The sequence below is a fragment of the Pandoraea soli genome (assembly GCF_902459595.1).
In the GTDB taxonomy this organism is placed as follows: Bacteria; Pseudomonadota; Gammaproteobacteria; order Burkholderiales; family Burkholderiaceae; genus Pandoraea; species Pandoraea cepalis.
Genome location: NZ_CABPSG010000010.1, coordinates 48,125 through 70,067, shown reverse-complemented (window position 1 = coordinate 70,067; position 21,943 = coordinate 48,125). Strand labels below are relative to the sequence as shown.

Annotated in this window: 21 protein-coding genes; 9 read left to right on the top strand and 12 right to left on the bottom strand. The window is 62.0% G+C overall.

Annotated elements, in window-relative coordinates; all coding sequences use genetic code 11:
• Positions 1–21 precede the first annotated feature (21 nt).
• On the top strand, positions 22–1,674 hold the full coding sequence (locus PSO31014_RS17015; RefSeq protein WP_150552701.1) for a sigma-54 interaction domain-containing protein: 1,653 nt from the start codon (positions 22–24) through the stop codon (positions 1,672–1,674).
• Between the two features lie 552 nt (positions 1,675–2,226).
• On the opposite strand, the gene PSO31014_RS22965 is transcribed toward PSO31014_RS17015, so the two are convergent.
• From PSO31014_RS22965 to gcl, 4 genes are all read right to left on the bottom strand, one after another.
• The gene (locus PSO31014_RS22965; protein WP_150552700.1) at positions 2,227–2,541 is read right to left on the bottom strand and encodes an integrase core domain-containing protein; all 315 of its coding nucleotides are present in this window, start codon (positions 2,539–2,541) and stop codon (positions 2,227–2,229) included.
• 147 nt (positions 2,542–2,688) lie between these two features.
• Positions 2,689–3,591 (bottom strand): 2-hydroxy-3-oxopropionate reductase, encoded by a 903-nt coding sequence (glxR, locus tag PSO31014_RS17005; RefSeq protein ID WP_281349129.1) that lies wholly within the window; start codon positions 3,589–3,591, stop codon positions 2,689–2,691.
• A 218-nt stretch (positions 3,592–3,809) separates the two neighbouring features.
• Positions 3,810–4,601 (bottom strand): hydroxypyruvate isomerase, encoded by a 792-nt coding sequence (hyi, locus tag PSO31014_RS17000; protein WP_150552699.1) that lies wholly within the window; start codon positions 4,599–4,601, stop codon positions 3,810–3,812.
• 156 nt (positions 4,602–4,757) lie between these two features.
• Entirely contained in the window at positions 4,758–6,524 is a 1,767-nt protein-coding gene (gene gcl, locus PSO31014_RS16995; RefSeq protein ID WP_017232292.1) for a glyoxylate carboligase, read from the bottom strand.
• Positions 6,525–6,645: 121 nt separating this feature from the next.
• On the opposite strand from gcl, the gene PSO31014_RS16990 reads away from it, so the two are divergent.
• The 8 genes from PSO31014_RS16990 to PSO31014_RS16955 all read left to right on the top strand — a co-directional run bounded on the left by PSO31014_RS16990 (position 6,646) and on the right by PSO31014_RS16955 (position 12,598).
• Positions 6,646–7,557 carry a LysR family transcriptional regulator gene (locus tag PSO31014_RS16990; protein ID WP_150552698.1) on the top strand — a complete coding sequence of 304 codons (912 nt, stop codon included), beginning with the start codon at positions 6,646–6,648 and terminating at the stop codon, positions 7,555–7,557.
• Between the two features lie 118 nt (positions 7,558–7,675).
• Positions 7,676–8,053: a 30S ribosomal protein S6 gene (gene rpsF / locus PSO31014_RS16985; RefSeq protein ID WP_017232290.1), complete on the top strand. Its 378-nt coding sequence runs from the start codon at positions 7,676–7,678 to the stop codon at positions 8,051–8,053.
• Between the two features lie 46 nt (positions 8,054–8,099).
• Positions 8,100–8,402, top strand: coding sequence for a primosomal replication protein N (gene priB, locus PSO31014_RS16980; protein ID WP_150552697.1), 303 nt, complete (start codon positions 8,100–8,102; stop codon positions 8,400–8,402).
• Between the two features lie 2 nt (positions 8,403–8,404).
• The gene (gene rpsR, locus PSO31014_RS16975; protein WP_017232288.1) at positions 8,405–8,686 is read left to right on the top strand and encodes a 30S ribosomal protein S18; all 282 of its coding nucleotides are present in this window, start codon (positions 8,405–8,407) and stop codon (positions 8,684–8,686) included.
• Positions 8,687–8,713: 27 nt separating this feature from the next.
• Positions 8,714–9,166: a 50S ribosomal protein L9 gene (rplI, locus tag PSO31014_RS16970; protein ID WP_150552696.1), complete on the top strand. Its 453-nt coding sequence runs from the start codon at positions 8,714–8,716 to the stop codon at positions 9,164–9,166.
• Positions 9,167–9,465: 299 nt separating this feature from the next.
• Positions 9,466–10,833 (top strand): replicative DNA helicase, encoded by a 1,368-nt coding sequence (locus tag PSO31014_RS16965; RefSeq protein WP_150552695.1) that lies wholly within the window; start codon positions 9,466–9,468, stop codon positions 10,831–10,833.
• A gap of 114 nt (positions 10,834–10,947) precedes the next feature.
• Positions 10,948–11,574, top strand: a complete 627-nt coding sequence (locus tag PSO31014_RS16960; protein ID WP_150552694.1) for a DUF47 domain-containing protein — start codon at positions 10,948–10,950, stop codon at positions 11,572–11,574.
• A gap of 13 nt (positions 11,575–11,587) precedes the next feature.
• Positions 11,588–12,598, top strand: a complete 1,011-nt coding sequence (locus PSO31014_RS16955) for an inorganic phosphate transporter (protein WP_017232284.1) — start codon at positions 11,588–11,590, stop codon at positions 12,596–12,598.
• A 369-nt stretch (positions 12,599–12,967) separates the two neighbouring features.
• On the opposite strand, the gene PSO31014_RS16950 is transcribed toward PSO31014_RS16955, so the two are convergent.
• The 8 genes from PSO31014_RS16950 to PSO31014_RS16915 all read right to left on the bottom strand — a co-directional run bounded on the left by PSO31014_RS16950 (position 12,968) and on the right by PSO31014_RS16915 (position 21,881).
• Positions 12,968–13,786 carry a C40 family peptidase gene (locus PSO31014_RS16950; protein ID WP_150552693.1) on the bottom strand — a complete coding sequence of 273 codons (819 nt, stop codon included), beginning with the start codon at positions 13,784–13,786 and terminating at the stop codon, positions 12,968–12,970.
• A gap of 231 nt (positions 13,787–14,017) precedes the next feature.
• On the bottom strand, positions 14,018–15,760 hold the full coding sequence (locus PSO31014_RS16945) for a PhoH family protein (RefSeq protein WP_150552692.1): 1,743 nt from the start codon (positions 15,758–15,760) through the stop codon (positions 14,018–14,020).
• A gap of 332 nt (positions 15,761–16,092) precedes the next feature.
• The gene (locus PSO31014_RS16940) at positions 16,093–16,554 is read right to left on the bottom strand and encodes a peroxiredoxin (RefSeq protein WP_150552691.1); all 462 of its coding nucleotides are present in this window, start codon (positions 16,552–16,554) and stop codon (positions 16,093–16,095) included.
• A gap of 58 nt (positions 16,555–16,612) precedes the next feature.
• On the bottom strand, positions 16,613–17,518 hold the full coding sequence (locus PSO31014_RS16935; RefSeq protein ID WP_150552690.1) for a polysaccharide deacetylase family protein: 906 nt from the start codon (positions 17,516–17,518) through the stop codon (positions 16,613–16,615).
• 200 nt (positions 17,519–17,718) lie between these two features.
• Positions 17,719–18,768, bottom strand: a complete 1,050-nt coding sequence (locus tag PSO31014_RS16930) for a bifunctional UDP-4-keto-pentose/UDP-xylose synthase (protein ID WP_130025768.1) — start codon at positions 18,766–18,768, stop codon at positions 17,719–17,721.
• Positions 18,769–18,775: 7 nt separating this feature from the next.
• Complete coding sequence (locus PSO31014_RS16925; protein ID WP_150552689.1) at positions 18,776–19,699, bottom strand: formyltransferase; 924 nt, start codon at positions 19,697–19,699, stop codon at positions 18,776–18,778.
• Complete coding sequence (locus PSO31014_RS16920) at positions 19,696–20,718, bottom strand: glycosyltransferase (protein ID WP_150552688.1); 1,023 nt, start codon at positions 20,716–20,718, stop codon at positions 19,696–19,698. The genes PSO31014_RS16925 and PSO31014_RS16920 overlap by 4 nt, the downstream gene beginning before the upstream one ends.
• Complete coding sequence (locus PSO31014_RS16915; RefSeq protein ID WP_150552687.1) at positions 20,715–21,881, bottom strand: DegT/DnrJ/EryC1/StrS family aminotransferase; 1,167 nt, start codon at positions 21,879–21,881, stop codon at positions 20,715–20,717. The genes PSO31014_RS16920 and PSO31014_RS16915 overlap by 4 nt, the downstream gene beginning before the upstream one ends.
• Positions 21,882–21,943: the final 62 nt, after the last annotated feature.

The window sequence follows — 21,943 nt, the reverse complement described above, 5'->3', positions numbered from 1 at the left end:
AATACACTCGCTGGAGGAGATATGGGCCAGCCGACCAACGGCGTTTTGGTGCTCGACATGGCAGGACAGGTACGCTTTGCGGCGGGCTTGGGAAGCGACACCTCCGTGATCGACCACATCACGGCGGTGTGGCGCCGCCGGCATATCGTGCCGCTCAAGCGTCTGTTCACGTTGGACGAGGCTGAGCAGCCGCTCATCGTGGCGACGTTCACCACATCGCAGGGTGCATGCTTCCTCCTGTTTGTCGGCGCACACGGCGACGAGCTCTCCGAATTCATTGCCAGCGTCGATTTTTCAGATGAGATCCTGCGCCACTTCGTGACCAATCCCTATGAGGCGATTACGGTCGTCGACAAAGAGGGCATGCTGCGCTACATCAGCCCGATTCATGAGCGCTTCTTCGGGTTGCGTCACGGCGAGGGAACGGGACGTCCGGTGACCGAGGTCATTGAGAACACCCGTCTACCGGAGGTGGCGACGTCCGGTAAGCGAGAGATAGGGCAGGTGCAGGAGATGAACGGCATCACGCGCGTGGTCACTCGCACGCCGATCTTTGATCGCAAGCGAAACTGCGTCGGCGCGATCGGTCAGGTGATGTTCAAGGGACCGGAGGCGATCGAGAAGCTGAGCGTGGAACTGGCGCGCGTGCGTCAGGAGCTCGCGTTCTACAAGCGGGAGCTGTCGGGCATGCGCAACCGTTCGCATGGTCTTGAGCAGATCGTCGGCAACAGCGAGTCGGTGCGACGCCTGAAGGACGATATCGTGCGCGTTGCGCCGCTGGACGTGCCGGTGCTGCTCGTCGGCGAGAGTGGCACGGGCAAGGAGTTGGTTGCGCATGCCATCCATTTACTCGGCGGGCGCAATGATAAGCCACTCGTGCTCGTCAATGCGGCGGCCATGCCGGGCAATCTGGTCGAGAGCGAACTTTTCGGTTACGAGGGGGGGGCGTTCACCGGGGCGGACAAGAAGGGACGCAAGGGTAAGTTCGAGCTGGCGCATACCGGAAGCCTGTTCCTCGATGAGATCGGCGACATGCCGCTCGAGATGCAGGTCAAACTGTTGCGTGTGCTTCAGGACGGGACGTTCGAGCGTCTTGGCGGGGACCGGCAGAAGCACTCGGATTTCAGGTTGATTTCCGCCAGCAATCGCGATTTCGACGCCATGATTAAAGAGAGCCGATTTCGGCTCGATCTGTTCTATCGGATTAGCGCGGTGACGCTGCGTCTGCCACCATTGCGAGAGCGACTCGACGACATCCCTCTGCTTGTCGAAAAATTTCTCAACGATTTCGCGGCTCGCCATCGGATGTCTCCGAAGTCGTTGAAGCCAGAAGTCGTTAGTTATCTTCAGGAACGTTCATGGCCGGGCAACGTCCGGCAGTTACAGCACGCCATCGAGCGAGCCGCCATTTTTTCTGACGATGATTTCCTGGGCATCGAGAACTTCGAGCAATCTTCGGCGGATGCCGACACTGAGTCCGCCGTCTTCCCCGGTCTTGCTGGGACGGTATCGTTGAGCAAGACCGGCATCCGTTTGGCCAAGGAGAAGGTGGAACTTGATCTGATCCGCGAGGCGCTTGAAAGGCACAACGGAAATAAAAAGCGCGTTGCCGAAGCCCTCGGAATGTCTCGCTCTTACCTCTACAAACGACTCAAGGATCTTGAGTCCGAGTGAGCAGTGCTCAGGCTCATCCTCGCTCCGTTCAAATGACGCTTCGACGCCTCTGATTGTGCATCTGCGCACAATCAGCTGCGTGGTTTGTCTTTGTGTGGAGACACCGGAAAACCCATGATTTTTCTACGCAGCCGAAATCCCTCGAAGCGTCATGCACCAATGGTGATCAACTTCCGAACGCTTGAACGGCTGCCTCGTTGATCGGATGCGGATATGGCACTGATTCAACATGTATCGGCGACCTAGCATCCGCACGAGCGCAATCGCCACGTTCCAGCCACGTGATCGCGCATTGTCCCCTACCAGGATCAGAAAGTTCTTCGCTGCTCGGTAGCGGGTTGGGGTGGAACGTGCGCTGACTTCGTTCTGCTGACTGGGGGGCGCAGGAGCGGGTAATTTGGCGCGACTTGGAGCGACGTCGTGCTCGGAATACATATTGCGATGATGCTCAGATGCTGGAAAGTTGGTTCCTGTCGCTGGTGACTGCTGCTGCATAGCACCCGTTCAACCGACAGTAATGCTCCCACTTTCCACGGCCACGAGAAGTAGAAACTAAGTGGCCATGGCCAGCCGCTGTTTAGGGGTAAATCCGCCCGACGCCCTACTTGGGCGCTCGTGATTGTAAGTCCGCATCCAGTCGGCCGCTGCCTGCCGAACATGTTCCATGTCTTCCCACAGAAATTGCGAGCGCCATTCGTATCGAGCGGTCCGATTGAACCGTTCGATATACGCGTTATGCTGGGGCATACCCGGCTCGACGTATTTCAGCCTTATGCCTTGCTTCTGCGTCCACGTCACAATGGCCGCGCTCAGGTATTCCGGGCCGTTGTCACAACGAATCACCTTCGGCTTGCCGCGCCATTCCATTAGCGGGTCGAGCGGCGCGCTACGCCTCAGCTTAGACACCAGCCTCTCTCTGAAGGCATTGATCGGGCGTCGGACCTTACGGCCCGGCGCCCGTCGTCATCCACAGCATCTCCCTGATGGCCTGACGCTCCCTACGTGGTCAATGCCTCACGCCACGGTATGGTTGGCCAGCATTTCCAGCGCGCGCACCATGCCCGAGTGATCCCACGCGGCGCCGCCGTTCGCGGCACAGGCGTTGAACAGCTCCTGGCACGTGGCCGTGTTCGGCAACGATACGCCGAGGGCCTTGGCGCTTTGCAGCGCCAGATTCAGATCCTTCTGGTGCAGGGCAATGCGGAAGCCCGGTTCGAAGTTGCGCTTGACCATGCGCTCGCCGTGCACTTCGAGAATGCGCGACGACGCGAAGCCACCCATCAGCGCCTCACGCACCTTCGCGGGATCGGCACCGGCCTTCGACGCGAACAGCAGTGCTTCGCCCACGGCTTCGATCGTCAGCGCGACCACGATCTGGTTGGCGACCTTGCAGGTCTGGCCGGCACCGCTCTCGCCCACGAGCGTGATGTTCTTGCCCATCAGCTCGAAGAACGGCTTCACATCGTCGAACGCCGCTTGCGAGCCGCCGACCATGATCGACAGCGTGGCGCCCTTTGCGCCGACTTCGCCGCCCGAGACCGGGGCGTCGAGGTATTCGCAGCCCAGTGCCTTGACCTTCTTGGCGTATTCCTTCGTTTCGATTGGCGAGATGGAGCTCATGTCCACGACGATCTTGCCTGCCGACAGGCCTTCGGCCAGACCGTCCTGACCGAACAGGACGGCACCCACGTCAGGGGTATCCGGCACCATCACGAAGACGATGTCGGCGCGTTTGGCGACTTCCTTGGCCGACGTGCAGACCGTGGCCTGACCGTCGATCAGGTCTTGCGGGGGCGTGCGGCGCTCATACAGGAACAGCTTGTGACCGGCATTTTGCAGATGCTTCGCCATCGGCGCGCCCATGATGCCCAGACCAATGAAACCGAGTTGTGCCATTTCGTGACTCCTTGTTGCCAAAGTGTGATGTGGTGTCGCTGACGCTCAGACGAGCGGGGCGGTGACGCCTTATCGCGGCGCCCCCGTGCTCCGGCCGCATGCCCCCTGCATGCGGCCGGCGGGGCCCTTCCTCGTCGAAACCCGGTCAGCCGGCGCACCGCCTCGGGCGGATACGCCTTCGTTTCTTCCGCATGCCACCGGGGGAGGTGCCGTGCGGTGGGTATGGGGGAGCGTAGGAATTACGCCGCTTCGCGCAGGCCCGCTGCCTTGAACCAGCCGAGGCCCTCGGTCGTGGTGGTGGCCGGTTTGTACTCGCAACCGATCCAGCCCTGGTAGCCAATGCGGTCGAGGAACGCGAACAGGTAGGCGTAGTTGATCTCGCCCGTGCCCGGCTCGTTGCGGCCCGGGTTGTCCGCCAGTTGCACGTGAGCGATGCGCGCCAGATTCGTCTCGATGGTCTTGGCGAGTTCGCCTTCCATGCGCTGCATGTGATAGATGTCGTACTGCAGGAACAGGTTGTCCGAACCCACGGCGTCGAAGATCTCCAGCGCCTGCTTCGTGCGGTTCACGAAGAAGCCGGGAATGTCGTACGTGTTGATCGGCTCGACCAGCAGTCGGATGCCTTCGGCCTTGAGCGCATCGGCGGCGAAGCGCAGGTTACCCACGAGCGTGTCTTGCGCGACTTGCGTCGACAGGTCCGCGCCTTGCTTGCCCACGAGGCAGTTCAGTTGCTTTACACCCAGCGCCTTGGCGTAGGTGATGGCTTCGCCCACGCCGTCGCGGAATTCGGGCACGCGCTCGGGGAAGATCGCGATGCCGCGCTCGCCCGCATCCCAGTTGCCGGCGGGCAGGTTGTGCAGCACGAGATCGAGTTGGTACTGGTTCAGCTTGTCAGCGATCTGGTCGCGATGAAACGCGTACGGGAACAGGAACTCCACGCCGCGAAAGCCCGCTGCGGCGGCCGCCTTGAAGCGGTCGAGGAACGGCACCTCGTTGAACAGCATGGTCAGATTGGCGGCAAATTTCGGCATTGCGCTGACTCCTCTTTCTCTCTTTTAGGGGGTGGTTTCGACGATTTCGATGCCAGGGTGTTGCAAGGTTGCGGGGCGCCTGCTTTTTTCGTTCAAGGGGTCTAGCCGAGAGCGCAGGGGACGCACGCGCCCCGCAAACCGTTTTACAGCGTTGACTTACGCCGACACTGCGTTGTCTTCTTCCACCACGTCGATGATGTCTTCGAACTCGTTGACGTTGTTGATCTCGGTGCCCATCGCAATGTTGGTCACACGCTCGAGAATCACTTCCACGATCACCGGCACAGAGAACTCGGCCATCAGCTTGCGGGCCTGGGCGAACGCCGGCTGGATGTCGTTCGGCTGGAACACACGGATCGCCTTCACGCCGAGGCCTTCGGCCACCTTCACGTGATCGACGCCGTAACCGTTGACTTCCGGCGAGTTCACGTTCTCGAACGCGAGCTGCACGCAGTAGTCCATGTCGAAGTTGCGCTGCGCCTGACGGATCAGGCCCAGGTACGAGTTGTTCACGACCACGTGGATGTACGGCACCTTGAACTGCGCGGCCACGGCCAGCTCTTCGATCATGAACTGGAAGTCATAGTCGCCCGAGATCGCCACCACGTCCGACGACGGTGAGGCAACCTTCGCCCCGATGGCGGCCGGCACCGTCCAGCCCAGCGGGCCTGCCTGGCCGCAGTTGATCCAGTGGCGCGGCTTGTTCACGTGCAGGAACTGCGCGGCGGCGATCTGCGACAGACCGATGGTCGAGACATAGCGCACATCGCGACCGAAGAATGCATTCATCTCCTGGTACACGCGCTGCGGCTTGATCGGCACCTGATCGAAGTCCGTGCGGCGCAGCATGGTGCGCTTGCGCTTCTGGCAATCGGCCACCCATTGCGCACGATCCGGCAGACGGCCGGCGGCCTTCAGTTCCTTGGCGACTTCCACGAACAACGTGAGCGCGGCCTTGGCGTCGGAGACGATGCCGTAGTCCGGACCGAACACCCGACCGATTTGCGTCGGCTCGATGTCGACGTGCACGAACTTGCGGCCCTTGGTGAACACGTCGACGCTGCCCGTGTGGCGGTTGGCCCAGCGATTGCCGATGCCCATCACGAAGTCCGAGGCGAGCATCGTCGCATTGCCGAAGCGATGCGAGGTCTGCAGTCCGACCATGCCCGCCATGAGCGGATGGTCGTCGGCGATGGTGCCCCAGCCCATGAGCGTGGGCACGACCGGCACGTTCACCGTCTCGGCGAACTCAACGAGCAGGTCGGCGGCGTCGGCATTGATCACACCACCGCCCGAGACGATGAGCGGGCGCTCCGATGCCACCAGCATCTGAATGGCCTTCTCGATCTGGGCGCGCGTGGCCGCGGGCTTGTACACCGGCAGCGGTTCGTAGGTGTCCGGATCGAATTCGATCTCGGCAACCTGCACGTCGAACGGCAGATCGATGAGCACCGGACCCGGACGGCCCGAGCGCATCAGGTGGAATGCCTGTTGGAACACGCGCGGCACGAGCGCGGGTTCGCGCACCGTCACGGCCCACTTGGTGACCGGCTTGGCGATCGTCTCGATGTCGACGGCCTGGAAATCTTCCTTGTACAGACGGGCGCGCGGCGCCTGACCCGTGATGCACAGGATAGGAATCGAATCGGCCCAGGCGGAGTACAGGCCGGTAATCATGTCGGTGCCCGCCGGACCCGAGGTGCCGATGCACAGGCCGATATTGCCGGCTTCGGCGCGGGTGTAACCTTCGGCCATGTGGGACGCGCCCTCGACGTGGCGTGCGAGCACGTGCTCCACGCTGCCGGCCTTGCGCATTGCCGAATAGAACGGGTTGATGGCAGCACCGGGCACACCGAATGCGGTGGTGACACCTTCTTTCTCGAGCACTCGAATTGCGGCCTCTACGGCGGTCATCTTGGCCATGTGACGTCTCCAATGGGTAATGAGTCAATGTGTTGGAAGCCACTTTAAGCCGGTACGATTTGTTTGATAAGATCACAAAAGATCGTTTTTTTAAGAACAAAAAGTATCGAATGGAGGGGGCATGGACCGTTTCAAACAGATCGAAACCTTCGTCCAGGTGGCCGAAGCGGGCAGTCTGGCCGCCGCGGCCTTAAAGGAAGGGGTCTCGCCGGTGATCCTCGGGCGGCGTATCGACGCGCTCGAAAAGCGCCTGGGCATCAAGCTGATGTACCGCTCGACGCGTCGGCTTGCGTTGTCGGAAGAGGGCGGCGCTTTCCTGGAGCGCTGCAAACAGTTGCTCGGCGACTGGGAGATGGCCGAGAACGAAATCAGCGCGGGGCGTCATGCCGTTTCGGGGCACCTGATCGTGTCGGCCCCGGCGGCGTTCGGGCGCAAGCATGTCGCGCCGCATGCGCCGGCGTTCCTGCGCCTGCACCCCGAGGTGCAGATTTCGTTCAACCTGACCGACCGCGTGGTCGACCTCGTGCGCGAGGGGTACGACATGGGCATTCGCATCGGCGGCTCGGTCGATCCGAATTTCGTGGCCGTCAAACTCGCCCAGAACCGGCGTGTGGTGTGCGGCACCCCGGCATATTTCGCCCGCTACGGCCGTCCGAAGACGCTCGAAGACCTGGCCAGGCACAACTGCCTCGCGTTCAACCTGCAAGGCGGCCAGCAGCGCGGTTGGTACTTCAAGCGCCAGGGCAAGCTCGTGACGATTCGTGTGGCGGGCAGTCTGGACTGCAACGACGGGGAGTTGCTGCACCGCTGGTCGCTGGAGGGCATCGGGCTGGGCTGGCGCTCGACGTGGGAAATCCAGCGCGAACTGCTCTCCGGCGAACTGGAGACCGTGCTCGACGAGTACGCGCTACCCGACTACGACATCCTCGCCGTGTATCCCCAACAGCGCTTCCAGCCCGCGCGGGTGCGCCTGTTCATCGATCAACTGCGGCAGATCTACGCCCGTCCGAACTATTGGCTGGAAAACACTTGACCGGTCCTGATGAGACGGCAGTTGATGATCGACGTGAAATCCGCTAGAATCGCGGGTTCTGCAACCTTGCTGCACTGGTTTTGACGCCCGGGCGGCTTTGTCCATAAGGAGCTTATATATGCGTCATTATGAAATCGTATTTATCGTTCACCCCGATCAGAGCGAGCAAGTGCCTGCGATGATCGAGCGCTACAAGAGCATGGTGACGGCCAAGGCCGGTCAGATCCATCGCATCGAAGACTGGGGCCGCCGTCAACTGGCGTACATGATCGAGAAGCTGGCGAAGGCTCACTACGTCTGCATGAACATCGAATGCGACCAGGAAACCCTGGACGAGCTGGAACACGCATTCAAGTTCAACGACGCCGTGCTGCGCCACCTCGTGGTTCGCATGAAGAAGGCCGAGACCGCACCGTCGCCGATGATGAAGGAAGTGGCCCGCGAAGAAGCCAAGAAGGCTGCCGCGACGCCCGCGACCGAAGCCGCCGCATCGTAATTAGCGCACCGGAACGCATCAGGGAATCCACGGAAACGTCGACCGCGTGAATCGCTTACGGCTTGAAGCCAGCATCGTCGAAATCGGCACGCTGCGCTATACCCCAGCCGGGCTTCCCGTGATCGAGGTCACGCTGGCCCATGCGGGAACTGTTGAAGAGTCGGGCGTGGCCCGACAGGTCGAGTTCTCGATGCCAGCCGTTGCGATCGGTCCCCTCAGTGCCAAAGTCATGGCGTTGGGACTGGAGAAACCGGCCCAGTGGGCAGGGTTTCTGGCCAAGAAGCATCGCAATAGCCGCACCCTGGTGTTTCACATCACAGCATTGCAAGTATTTGAAAAGGATTGTTGAACATGCCGCGTCCTAACGGTAAAAACAAGAAGTTTGATCGCCGCCGCCAACAGCAAAACCCGCTGTTCAAGCGCAAGAAGTTCTGCCGCTTCACCGTCGCTGGTGTTGACCAGATCGATTACAAGGATATCGAGACGCTGAAGGACTTCATCGGCGACAACGGCAAGATCACCCCGGCTCGCCTGACGGGCACCAAGGCGCACTACCAGCGCCAGCTCGACACGGCCATCAAGCGTGCGCGTTTCCTCGCGCTGATGCCGTACACCGATCTGCACGGTGCTTAATCGCCAGTCGACGAAGGAGAATAGATAATGCAAGTGATTCTGCTGGAAAAAGTCGTCAACCTGGGTAACCTGGGCGACATCGTGAAGGTCAAGGATGGTTTCGCACGTAACTTCCTGATCCCGACCAAGAAGGCGCGTCGCGCCACCAAGGACGCGATCGCCGAGTTCGAAGTTCGCCGTGCCGACCTGGAAAAGGCTGCCACCGAGAAGCTGGCCGCCGCACAAGCCGAAGGCGAAAAGCTGTCGGGCCTGACCGTGCAAATCTCGCAGAAGGCCGGCGTTGACGGTCGTCTGTTCGGTTCGGTCACCAACTTCGACATCGCTGAAGCCCTGGGCACCCAAGGTTTCAAGGTCGAGAAGATGCAAGTGCGCCTGCCGAACGGCCCGCTCAAGACTGTGGGTGACTTCCCGGTCCAAGTGGCGCTGCACACGGACGTCGTCGTTGACGTGAACGTGTCGGTGCTGGGCGAGCACGCCTAAGCCGTATCCGCGTCAGCTTCCCGACGCGAGCAAAAAACGGAAGTCGGTCCGCCGGCTTCCGTTTTTTTATGCCTGTTCCTTCTGTCGTGTCGGTTGCCGGGTTTTCCGATGGCCGTGCCGTCAGGTCTATGCCGACCGCAGCCCGGTTGCGCACTCCCTTCCACGTTCCTCACGTTCGATAGCTCCGCCTTATGCTGCCTCCCGGTAAACTGCTGAACAAAACACGTTCGGATAAATCGTCGCGCAAGCGGGATTTCGCCGGAACCGACCGTGAGCGCGGGGACGGTATAATGCCCGGCATGAACGCTCCCGATCCCCAGCTCGATTCTCTCAAAGTGCCGCCGCACTCTATCGAGGCGGAGCAATCCGTGCTCGGCGGGCTGCTGCTCGACAACGGTGCCTGGGATCGAATCGGCGACTTTCTGGCCGAATCGGACTTCTACCGCTACGACCACCGGCTGATCTACCAGCACATCGGTCGGTTGATCTCCAGCGACCGTCCTGCCGACGTGATCACCGTTTTCGAATCGCTCACCTCCGCCGGCAAAGCCGAGGACGTGGGCGGGCTCGCCTACCTGAACGCCCTGGCGCAGAACACGCCGAGTGCCGCGAACATCCGTCGTTACGCGGAAATCGTGCGTGACCGCGCGGTGCTGCGCAAGCTCGTGACGGTGGCCGACGAGATTGCCTCCGACGCCTTCAATCCGCAGGGTAGGGAAGTGCGTCAGATGCTCGATGAGGCCGAAGCGAAGGTGTTTGCCATCGCGGAAGAAGGCTCGCGCAGCACGAACGGCTTCCTTGAACTGCAACCGCTGCTCACGCAGGTGGTCGAGCGCATCGACGAGCTGTACCACCGCGAAGGCGGGAGCGACATCACCGGTATTCCGACGGGCTTCGTCGACCTTGATCGCATGACGTCGGGTTTCAACGGCGGTGATCTGATCATCGTGGCTGGCCGCCCGTCGATGGGTAAAACGACGCTGTCGATGAACATCGGCGAGCATATTGCCGTGGAAGAAGGGCTGCCGGTCGCCGTGTTCTCGATGGAAATGCCGGGCACGCAACTGGCCATGCGTATGCTGGGGTCGGTGGGGCGTCTCGATCAACATCGGCTGCGTACCGGCAAGCTGGTCGACGAAGACTGGCCGAAGCTCACGCACGCCATGCAGAAGATGAACGAGACGCAGCTTTTCGTCGACGAGACCCCGGCGCTCAATCCGATGGAACTGCGCGCGCGAGCACGTCGTCTGGCGCGTCAGTGCGGCAAGCTGGGGCTGATCATCATCGATTATCTTCAGTTGATGAGTGGTTCGGGCCACGGCGAGAACCGTGCGACCGAAATCTCCGAGATTTCGCGTTCGCTCAAGGGGCTCGCCAAGGAGCTGAACGTGCCGGTGATTGCGCTCTCGCAGCTCAACCGTAGTCTTGAACAACGCCCGAACAAGCGTCCGGTCATGTCGGACTTGCGTGAATCGGGCGCTATCGAACAGGATGCCGACATCATCCTGTTCATCTATCGCGACGAAGTGTACAACCCGGATACGCCCGACAAGGGCACCGCCGAGATCATCATCGCGAAACAGCGTAATGGTCCTATCGGTCAGGTGCGTCTGGCGTTCATTGGGGCGTATACGAAGTTCGACAATCTGGCCGGTCCCCAATACTGACGCATTGATTTCCACCCATTCGTACGGGGGTGCGGTAACGTACGCCCGCAACGAGGTAGAATGTGACGTTTTTGTGTCAGCCCGTCCCCTATCAATATCCGGAGTTTTCCAATAATGTTCGGTCGCTTCATGCCCACCGAGGGCAAGTTCTTTGAGCTGTTCAACCAGCACGCGGCGTGTATGGTTGCCGGCAGCCGCGAGCTGTCTGCCATGCTCAACGATCTGCCCAATGCCGAGGCACGCACCGTTGCCGTGCAGAACAACGAGAAGAAAGCGGATCGCATCACGCACGAGACCATCGACCTGATGCACAAGACGTTCATCACGCCGTTCGATCGCGATGAGATCCACAAGCTGATCAGCACGATGGACGACATCCTGGATCTGATGGAAGACGTGGCGACGGCCGTGTGGATGTACGACATCAAGAGCGTGCCGTCCGAGGCACGTACGCTGGGCGAGATCTGTGTGAAGTGCTGCGAACGGGTGCAAAGCACCGTGGCGCTGCTCAGCGACATGGATCGTGCGCGCGAGATCCTGAAGCTCTGCGAGGAAATCGACGGGCTCGAATCGGAAGCCGACCGCTTGTTGCGTGCATCGCTCTCGAAGTTGTTTCGCGAAGAATCCGACGTGAAGGAGCTGATCAAGCAAAAGGCCGTGTCCGAATTGCTCGAATCGGTGACCGATAAGTGCGAGGACGTTGCCAACATCATCGAAGGCATTGTGCTGGAAAACGCCTGAGCGGAGACTTTCGATGGCAACGCTGCACATCAGCCTTTGGCTGATCGGACTGTTGGTCGCACTTGCGCTCCTGTTCGACTTCATGAATGGCTTTCACGACGCCGCCAACTCGATCGCCACGGTGGTCTCGACGGGCGTGCTCAAGCCGCATCAGGCGGTGGCTTTCGCCGCCATGTTCAACGTGATCGCGCTGTTCGTCTTTCATCTGAAAGTCGCGGCGACGGTGGGCAAGGGAACGGTTCATCCCGAAATCGTCGATCACTACGTGATCTTCGGCGCCCTCGTCGGGGCGATCGCGTGGAACGTGATTACCTGGTACTACGGCATTCCGTCGAGTTCGTCGCACGCGCTGATCGGTGGGTTGGTCGGCGCTGCGGTGGCCAAGGCGGGCACGGGCTCGCTCGTCACGAGTGGCCTGCTGCAAACGGTCGCGTTCATTTTCATCTCGCCGCTGCTCGGTTTCGTGCTCGGTTCGTTCTTCATGCTGCTGGTGTCCTGGCTGTTCTTCCGCACGCCACCCGCGCGCGTGGACCGCTGGTTCCGCCGCTTGCAACTGATCTCAGCCGGTATGTACAGCCTGGGGCACGGCGGTAACGACGCTCAGAAGACCATCGGTATCATCTGGATGCTGCTGATCGCCGCGGGCATGTGGCCGCAGGAAGCCGCGGAACCGCCGCTGTGGGTGATCGTGGGCTGCTATCTGGCGATTGGTCTGGGCACCATGTTCGGTGGCTGGCGTATCGTGCGCACGATGGGGCAGAAGATCACCAAGCTCAAGCCGGTCGGCGGCTTCTGTGCCGAAACCGGCGGGGCGTTCACGCTGTTCTTCGCGTCGTGGCTCGGCGTGCCGGTCTCGACCACGCACACCATCACCGGCGCCATCGTGGGCGTTGGCGCTACGCGCAAGCTCTCGGCAGTGCGCTGGGGGGTGGCAGGCAACATCGTCTGGGCATGGGTGCTGACGATCCCGGCCTCGGCGTTCATCGCCGCGATCGCCTGGTGGGTCGGCAAGCAGATTCTGTGATGTTGGTTCGGCGGGCTGCCGTCTCATGACGGTGTGACCTGCCCGGGCAACGAAAAAAGCGGCTTCGGCCGCTTTTTTTGTCTCCTGCTTCAGCCTCGCGAGCGGCGTGGCGACATTGACAGGTCGTATCGACACCATCGAGAGAATCAATTTCTATAGCGAATAGCGATCAATTACTATTTTACCATAGTGTTTAATCGATCTCGTGGGAGGCTAACATGACTGCATTGATCCATCGTTGCTTGCATCGCCGTCCGGTCACCACGCTGGTGGGCATGGCGATCAATGTCGGCGGCGCCGCGACGCTGCTTGGGCACTTGCGCTGACCCTTCAATCCACTCTCAACCGATTCTCGTCTGTCGGAAGTGATTACATCGAGCTGTTGGCGAAGCGAGCGATCGGATCGTCGTCCTGCGGGGCTGGGGCGGCAAGATTGGCTGTGCGACTCGGCACCAAGACCTGCGGCGTTACCATCGGGGATGGCGTCGCCCCGGTAACCGGGTGGTTCGGTGCTGTGTTCGGCGGGGTCACAGGCTCGCTCGGCGGCGTTGCCGCGGCGGGCGTCTGAGCGAGCGAGGCCGGCGCCGACCGATTCACGTAAGTCGTATTACCCGCGGGGGCCTTGTTCGCTGCGACGCGTCGAACACCATCGATCCGGCGCGCCCAATACGGAATGAAGAGGCTCTCCAGGCGCACCATGCCGCCAGTGTTCGGCGCGTGTACGAACTGCCCCTGACCCACGTAAATGCCTACGTGCGAGTGGGCGCGTCCCGTCGTGTTGAAGAAGATGAGATCGCCCGAGGCGAGGTCGTCGCGCGCCAACGGTGTGCCCACACCACTCATGTCGGCCGTTGTGCGGGGCAGGTTCACACCAGCGGCGCGCGCCACGACATAGCGCACGAGACCGCTGCAATCGAAACCGGAATCCGGGGTATTGCCGCCGTAGCGGTAAGGAATGCCAACGAGGCTCATCGCTTCGAGCGTGATTTCCTCCTGACCCGCGCTGCGCTCCGGCCCCATCGTACGGTTGCCATAGTTCGCACTGCCGCCTTGTCGGATTGATGGGCCCGACGAACAAGCCGCGACCAGCAACGTCAGCGCCAGCGCGCCCACGCAACGGCCCCACGCGTTCGGCGGGATAGCCGGATGCGTCACGTCGCGAGCGAGGAGGCGAGGGAACAGTCGCATGCGCCGAGTTTACGACGCTTAGCGGGCCGATGCACCGTAAAAGCGCCGAAAGACGGGCGTTCTGTGGCATCGACGTCACAAATCAGCGGATTCCCGGGCGACGTTGTTGTCGGTACGCTCCGCCTTGGCGACGCCAGCGGTCAAAAAAAACGGCGCCCGAAGGCGCCGTCTTGTTGAGCGTGGAGCGTAGGGCGAAGAGTGAACAGACTCGCCGTCCGCGGTCGGCAGACGTCAGAGGATTTCCGCTGCGTAGTCGGCCAGACGCGAACGTTCGCCGCGCGCCAGCGTGACGTGCCCGCTGTGTCCCCATCCCTTGAATCGATCGACCACGTAGGTGAGGCCCGAGCTGCCTTCGGTCAGGTACGGCGTATCGATCTGCGCGATGTTGCCCAGACAGATCAGCTTGGTACCGGGGCCTGCGCGTGTCACGAGCGTCTTCATCTGCTTCGGCGTAAGGTTCTGCGCCTCGTCGATGATGACGAACTTGTTCACGAACGTGCGACCGCGCATGAAGTTCATGCTCTTGACCTTGAGTCGCGAGCGAATCAGTTCCTGCGTGGCCGCGCGGCCCCATTCGCCGGCGGAATCGTCGGTCTTCTGCAGCACTTCGAGGTTGTCGTCGAACGCGCCCATCCACGGTTGCATCTTCTCTTCCTCGGTGCCGGGCAGGAAGCCGATATCTTCACCGACAGGCACGGTGGCGCGCGTGATGATGATTTCGTTGTAGCGCTTCTCGTCGAGCGTTTGCGCCAGACCGGCAGCCAGCGCCAGCAGCGTCTTGCCGGTACCCGCCTGGCCGAGCAGCGTGATGAAGTCCACTTCGGGATTCATCAGCAGGTTCAGCGCGAAGTTCTGCTCACGGTTGCGCGCCGTGATGCCCCACACGTTGTTCTTGTGGTGGCCATAGTCGCGCAGCGTTTGCAGCAGCGCCGTCTTGCCGTTGATCTCGCGAACCTGCGCGTAGAACGGCGCCTCGCCGTTGTTCGTCTCCAGATAAACGAACTGATTGATGAGGAAGCTCGCGCAGAGCGGCCCGGTAATGCGGTAGAACGTGGTGCCGGTGCGATTGTCCTGCCAGCTCTCCATGCCCTTGCCGTGCTTGGTCCAGAAGTCCGTCGGCAGGGGCATCACGCCCGAGTAGAGCAGATCGCTGTCCTCGAGGACCTTGTCGTTGAAGTAGTCTTCCGCGGGCAGGCCGAGCGCATGCGCCTTGACGCGCATGTTGATGTCCTTCGACACCAGCACGACCTGGCGATCGCGGAACTTGTCCTGCAAGGCCCGTACGACGCCGAGAATCTGATTGTCGGCCTTGCCTTGCGGCAATCCGTCGAGCGGCGGCACGTCGGTCAGGTCGGTCTGGAAGTACAGGCGGCCCGTGGCGTCCTTGTTGCCGAGCCGCGAGAGGAGAATGCCTTCGGCCATCGACTTCGTGCCGCTCTCGGCGACCAGCCCGTCGAGGGTGCGGCTCACCTGACGCGCATTGCGCGCCACTTCCGACATGCCCTTCTTGTGGTTGTCCAGCTCTTCCAACGTCATCATCGGCAGATAGACGTCGTGCTCTTCGAAGCGGAACAGGCTGCTCGGGTCGTGCATGAGCACGTTCGTATCGAGCACGAAGAGCTTGGCGGGCTCCTGATCCTTGACGCGTGCACGTTTCGACCCCGTGCCCGTCGCCGTCGGCTTCACGGCCTTGAGAGAGGGCGTCGCGCCGTTCGACTCGGCCGCCGGGGGCGACTGGGGCGAACGCGCGGCAGGCGACGGCTGTACTGTCGTCTGCGGTGCGGCCGCAGGTTTCGGGACGACTTTCAATTCGGTCGTGCCGGCACCCGTGGCACCGGACGTCTCGCCCAGTGCGAGTTGCTCAGACGAGGGGATCGGTTTCTTGGCCTCCGTGCGCGAAGGTTTGAGGCGAGTGGGGAATTGTTCCGGGGCGAGCAACGAGCCCGGTTTGGTCGGCGCCGATGGCAATGGCATAGATTTCCCGTTCAAGAAAACACAACACGACTCGGCCGGGACAGACTGCGGTACCCCACGTCCCGGCAACAAAAAAGCCGCCTGCCCGGACGCACCGGAGAGGCGGCTTGGCTGAAGGCGCCGCCGTGGCAACGCCTGCAATAGTCTGGTTCAATGCGCTTCATCATTACGGCTGACTATAACGTCTCTTGTCGTGCTTGTATAGCGCCGAATGTCCGCACTGGCGGTCGCTTTCGGTCCTCATGCAACACCTGACAGAAGCGCGCTTGCGCGGGGCCGGCGACGACACCCGGCGCCTGATGCGCCAAGGCATTGCCAAGGCCTGTCGCGGATCAGAGCGCCTGCACGACGCTCAGCACTTCGGCAACGTGATCGGGCACGCGTACGCTGCGCCACTCGTTGCGCAACACCCCTTTTTCGTCGATCAGAAACGTGCTGCGTTCGATCCCCAGATGTTCCTTGCCATACAGTTTTTTCAGCTTGATGACACCGAACAATTGGCAAATCGCTTCGTCGCCGTCCGAGATCAGCGGGAATGGCAGTTCGAGCTTTCTCTGGAAGTTTTCGTGCGAGCGAAGGCTGTCGCGCGACACGCCGACGATTTGCGCCCCGGCGGCCTGGAACTGATCGTAGTTGTCGCGGAAGTTCATGCCTTCCGTCGTGCAGCCGGGGGTATTGTCCTTCGGGTAAAAATAGATCACCACCTTCTGGCCGCGATGCGCCTTGAGCGAAAAATCGCCGCCGGTGGCCGGTGCGGTGAAATCGGGCACGGGGGTGTCGATGGCTACCGTCACTATGGTCTCCTTGGGTGGCCTTGCAAGGCCGGAACGGGGAAGTGGATCGAAAACGGGTTCAGGCAGTGGCCTGGCCCTCGAGAATCAGATCGCCCGAGCGGCCCGGAATTTCGCCCCACACGACGGGATGCGCCGGTAGCGAGGCAAGATCGAGCGTCTCGTAATATTGACCCATCGTCACCAGGGCGTGTCCTTGGCGGCGCCATCCGGCCAGCAATTGACGGAACAGCGGGGCCAGTTTCTGACCTTCGAGTTCTGCGTGAAGGGTGAACACGTGATCTTGCGCCGGATCGCGGGTCAGGGCAAGCAGATGCTCGGCCACGCCGTGGATGTCGCGACCGTCGATGCCCAGCAACTCGTCCACCGTCGGCAGCGTCGTCGGCATCTGTACATGCTGCAGCCGTACGCCATCGACGATTGGGTAGTGCGGGGCCGCGCCGCGTCCGTCCGACGCATACTTCATGCCCCAGGCGTCGATCTGCCGAAACGCGTGAGGATTCATCTGCCAGCCGGCCGCGCCATGCGTGCGCGGCGGCGCACCGAAGACCTGGATGAAACGCGCATGCGCCTGCGACATCTGATGCTGCGTCCAGGCAGCGTCGCGCGTGCGCACATTGTCTTGCCAATACGTGTGGTCCCACGTGTGGATGCCGGTCTCGTGGCCCGCGTCTCGCACGGTGCGCATGACGTCGGCCGCACGCCGCCCGATATCCGGGCCGGGGAGCAACGTGCCGTACATGAGCGTTTTGAAGCCGTAGTGCTCAACCACTGACGTGCGCGAGACCTTCTTCAGGAAGCCGGGACGGAAGACGCGCTTGAGCGCCCAACCGGTGTGGTCCGGCCCGAGGCTGAACAGGAACGTCGCTTGCGCGTCATGCTCGGCCAGTGCGGCGAGCAGATTGGGCACGCCTTCGCGTGTGCCGCGCAGCGTGTCGACGTCGATCTTCAGGACAATGTTGGCCATAGCCGCCCTTGAGTGAGATATCGCGATGACCTCAAGCGATATCCTGAACTGCGAAACAAACTACCGAGTCAAAAACGCCCGATGCGCCGAGGGCGCACCGGGCGTGCAATGCGATGGACTGCAATGGGCGGCAATGCGCTGCCCGCAACCCCGAGGCGAGAGACCGGACGGAGGCCGCCCGGGCGTGCCTCGACTGTGCCTTACTCGGCCTCGACCAGACGGCGCGCTTCGGCAACATGGCCACGATACGCTTCGAAAATCTTGCGCAGCGCGTCGTCCATCGACGTGGTCGGTGCCCAGCCGAGTTCCTGCATGGTGTTCTCGATCTTCGGCACGCGATTTTGCACGTCCTGATAGCCGTTGCCGTAGTAGGCGCCCGACGAGGTCTCGACGAGTTGAACCTTCTTGGCCGTGTCGGCGTACTCAGGATATTCGGCGGCCAGCTTGAGCATCATGTTGGCCAACTCGCGCACCGAGAAGTTGTTCGTCGGGTTGCCGATGTTGTAGATCTTGCCGCTGGCGATGTTGTTCTTGTTATCGATGATGCGCACCAGGGCGTCGATACCGTCGTCAATATCGGTAAAGGCACGCTTCTGGCTGCCGCCGTCGACCAGGCTGATGTTCTCGCCGCGAGCGATGTGGCCGAGGAACTGCGTGACCACGCGCGACGACCCTTCCTTCGGCGTGTAGATCGAGTCGAGGCCGGCGCCGATCCAGTTGAACGGGCGGAACAGCGAGAAATTCAGGCCTTCCTGCATGCCGTAGCCCCAGATCACACGATCCATGAGCTGCTTCGAGCAAGCGTAGATCCAGCGCGGCTTGTTGATCGGGCCGTAGATCAGCGGCGAGTTTTCCGGATCGAACTCGCCGTCGGTGCACATGCCGTAGACCTCGGAGGTCGACGGGAACACCAGGTGTTTGCCATACTTCACGGCCGAGCGCACGATCGGCAGGTTCGCCTCGAAGTCGAGTTCGAACACACGCAGCGGGGCCTTCACATAGGTGGCCGGCGTGGCGATGGCGACGAGCGGCAGGATCACGTCACACTTGCGGACGTGGTACTCGACCCACTCCTTGTTGATCGTGATGTCGCCTTCGAAGAAGTGCATGCGCTCGTGGTTGATCAGATCGCCGAGGCGATCGGTGAGCATGTCCATGCCATAAACTTCCCAGTCGGTCGTCTCCAGGATGCGCTTCGACAGATGGTGGCCGATGAACCCGTTGACACCGAGAATCAGGACTTTTTTCATATTGCGGTCAGTGATTGAGCTGGGAAAACTGTGCCGGCGTGACTGCTTTGCCGTCCAGCATTAGTTCATGAATGACGACAGCATTTGCGTCGCCACAAACGCCAAGGAGCGCATTATCCACTACTTGCAGTCCGCAGGGCAAACCGGCGGGCGCCGGCGCGCGTGACAAACGGGCGTGCGTGACAACCCAGCGACGGTCCGCCACATCGGTAAACGCCCCCGGATAGGGCGGCGCGACCGCGCGAATGAGGTTGTAGACGTCCTTTGCGGGTTTCGACCAGTCGATGCGGCCGTCTTCCGGCTTGCGTCCGCCAAAGTAGCTACCTGCGCTCAGTTCGTTCACCTGTCGCGGTGCCGTGCCGGCGATCAGGCCCGGCAGGCAGCGCCAGAGCGTCTGCTCGGCGGCAACCGTGACTTTCTCGAAGACCTCGCCCGCCGTATCGTCCGGCAGGATCGGCACGGCGGTCTGGTCGATGATGGCGCCGGCATCCGGCTTGGCGGCCATCTCGTGCAGCGTTGCGCCCGTTTCTGTTTCGCCTTGCAAAACCGCCCAATTCACCGGTACGCGGCCGCGATACTTCGGCAGCAGCGACCCGTGCATGTTGAAGGCGCCGCGCGAGGCGATTTCGAGCACCGCCACGGGAATCATGTGGCGGTAGTAAAAGGAAAAGATGAAGTCCGGCGCGATGGCGCGCAATTGCGCGGCGAGCGCGGGATCGGTCGGATCGTCGGGGGTGACGACCGGGATGCCGTGCTCGGCGGCGATACTGGCCACGCTGCCGAACCAGATGTTCTCGTTCGGATTGTCCTGATGGGTGACGACGAGTGCGACGTCGACACCGCGCGCGAGTAGCACCTGCAGGCAGCGCACGCCGACATTGTGATACGCAAAGACGACGGCTTTGGCGGCTTGGGGCACTTGAGCGCTCATGAGGCGTGCGATCCCAGTTCCGTGGCGCCGGTCGTCTGACGCACGCTCGACGTCGCGCCGGTCCCCTTGTCCGGTTGGCCGGACGACGTGTCTTCCAGCACGGCTTGCACCAGATAGCGCGGACGCTGGCGAACCTGTTGGTAGATGCGGCCGATGTACTCGCCGAGCAGGCCCATGCCGAACAGGATCACGCCCAGCAGACAGAACGTGACGGCGAACAGCGTGAACACGCCCTGAACTTCCGAGCCGAAGAGGAAGCGGCGGGCGATCAGCACGACAAACAGCAGGCCGGAGGCCGCCGAGAGCGTAATGCCGACGCCCGAGAGCCATTGCAACGGCACCACCGAGAAGCCAGTGACGAGGTCGAAATTCAGACGAATCAGGCTATAGAGCGAATACTTCGACTCGCCGGCGAAGCGCTCTTCGTGGGCGACGTCGACTTCGGTGGGGTTTTGCGCGAACGTGTAGGCCAGCGCGGGAATGAACGTGTTGATCTCACGGCACTGATTGACCGTGTCGACGATATGGCGGCTGTAGCCGCGCAGCATGCAGCCCTGATCGGTCATGCGAATGCGCGTGATGCGCTCGCGCAGGCGGTTCATGGCGCGCGAGGCATGGCGGCGGAACCATGTGTCCTGACGGTTCATGCGCACCGTGCCCACGTAGTCGTGACCGGCCGCCAGTTTCTCGACGAGCTTGCCGATTTCCTCGGGCGGGTTCTGCAGGTCGGCATCAAGCGTGACGACCCATTCGCCGCGCGTGTGTTCGAAGCCGGCCAGAATGGCCATGTGTTGTCCGTAGTTGCCGTTGAACAGCACGACGCGCGTCGTGTCCGGGCGCGCGCGGAACTGCTCGGCAAGCAATGCGGCCGAGCGGTCGCGGCTGCCGTCGTTGACGAACACCACTTCATAAGCCACGCCCAGCTTGTCGAGCGCCGGATACAGCCGGGCGAAGAGGGCGGCGAGCCCGGCCTCTTCGTTATAAACCGGGATGACGATGGAGAGTTGTGGACAGGTCATTTTTGATGGTCGGCGCAGAGGGCGTTGACGGCTTCGCAGACGCGCGCAACGTCGGCATCCGTCATGGCGGGGAAGAGAGGCAACGTCAGGATCGAACGGCCCAGACGCTCCGTATGCGGGAACTGCCCTTCCCGGAAGCCGAGCCTGCGGTAGAGCGTAAACAGGTGGATGGCCGGGTAATGCACGCCACTGCCGATGCCGCGCGCCTTGAGTTTTTCCATGAAACCCGCGCGGTCGATCGTGAGGCGCTCCAGCGGCAGCTCGACCTGGAACATGTGCCAGTTCGAGTTCGTGAAGTCGGCGTGCGGCAGGCCGAGGCCGAGCGCCACGGCCGCGCCGCCCGCGAACGTATCGAAATACAGCCGCGCCAGCGCCGTGCGACGGTGATTGAATTCCGCCAGATGCGGCATCTGGCCGAGGCCGACGCGTGCGGCAACGTCCGTGAGGTTGAACTTGCCGCCGAGCACGTCGACGTCCATGCCGTCGAAGCCCGTGCGGGTCACGCCCTGCAGACGGTACTTCTCGGCCAGACGGGCTTCGTCCTCATTGTTGAAGACGAGTGCACCGCCTTCGATGGAGGTCAGGTTCTTGTTGGCGTGGAAGCTGAACGAGACGAGGTCGCCGAAGGCGCCGATGCGCTTGCCGCCCCAGGTCGAACCCATGGCTTGCGCGGCGTCCTCGATCACGCGAAGGTTGTGACGGCGCGCGATGTCGTACAGCCGGTCCATGTCGAGCGGCAGCCCGGCGAGATAGACCGGGATGATCGCGCGGGTCTTGGGGGTGATCGCCTTTTCGAGCAGATCGAGATCGAGATTGCGGGTCGCCGGGTCGACGTCGACGAATACGGGCGTCGCGCCGACTTCCAGAATCACGTTGGCCGTGGCGACCCACGACAGCGACGTGGTGATCACTTCGTCACCGTCTTGCACGCCGGCGAGGCGCAGGCCGATTTCGAGCGTCGCGGTGCCCGAGTTGAAGACGCGCACCGGGCGTCCGCCAAAATAGTCGGACAAGGCCTTCTCGAAGGCCTGCACTTGCGGGCCCGAGGTGATCCAGCCAGAACGCAGCACCTCGGTAACGCCGGCGATGGTGGCGTCGTCGATGCTCGGCCGCGTGAACGGCAGAAACGGTAGATTCGGTTGGGCGGTTGCCGAGTCGCTCATGATTAAGACCAAGCCTCAGATAAACAGGGGGAGAAGCGCCAGCGCTTGCTTGTTGCTGCGCG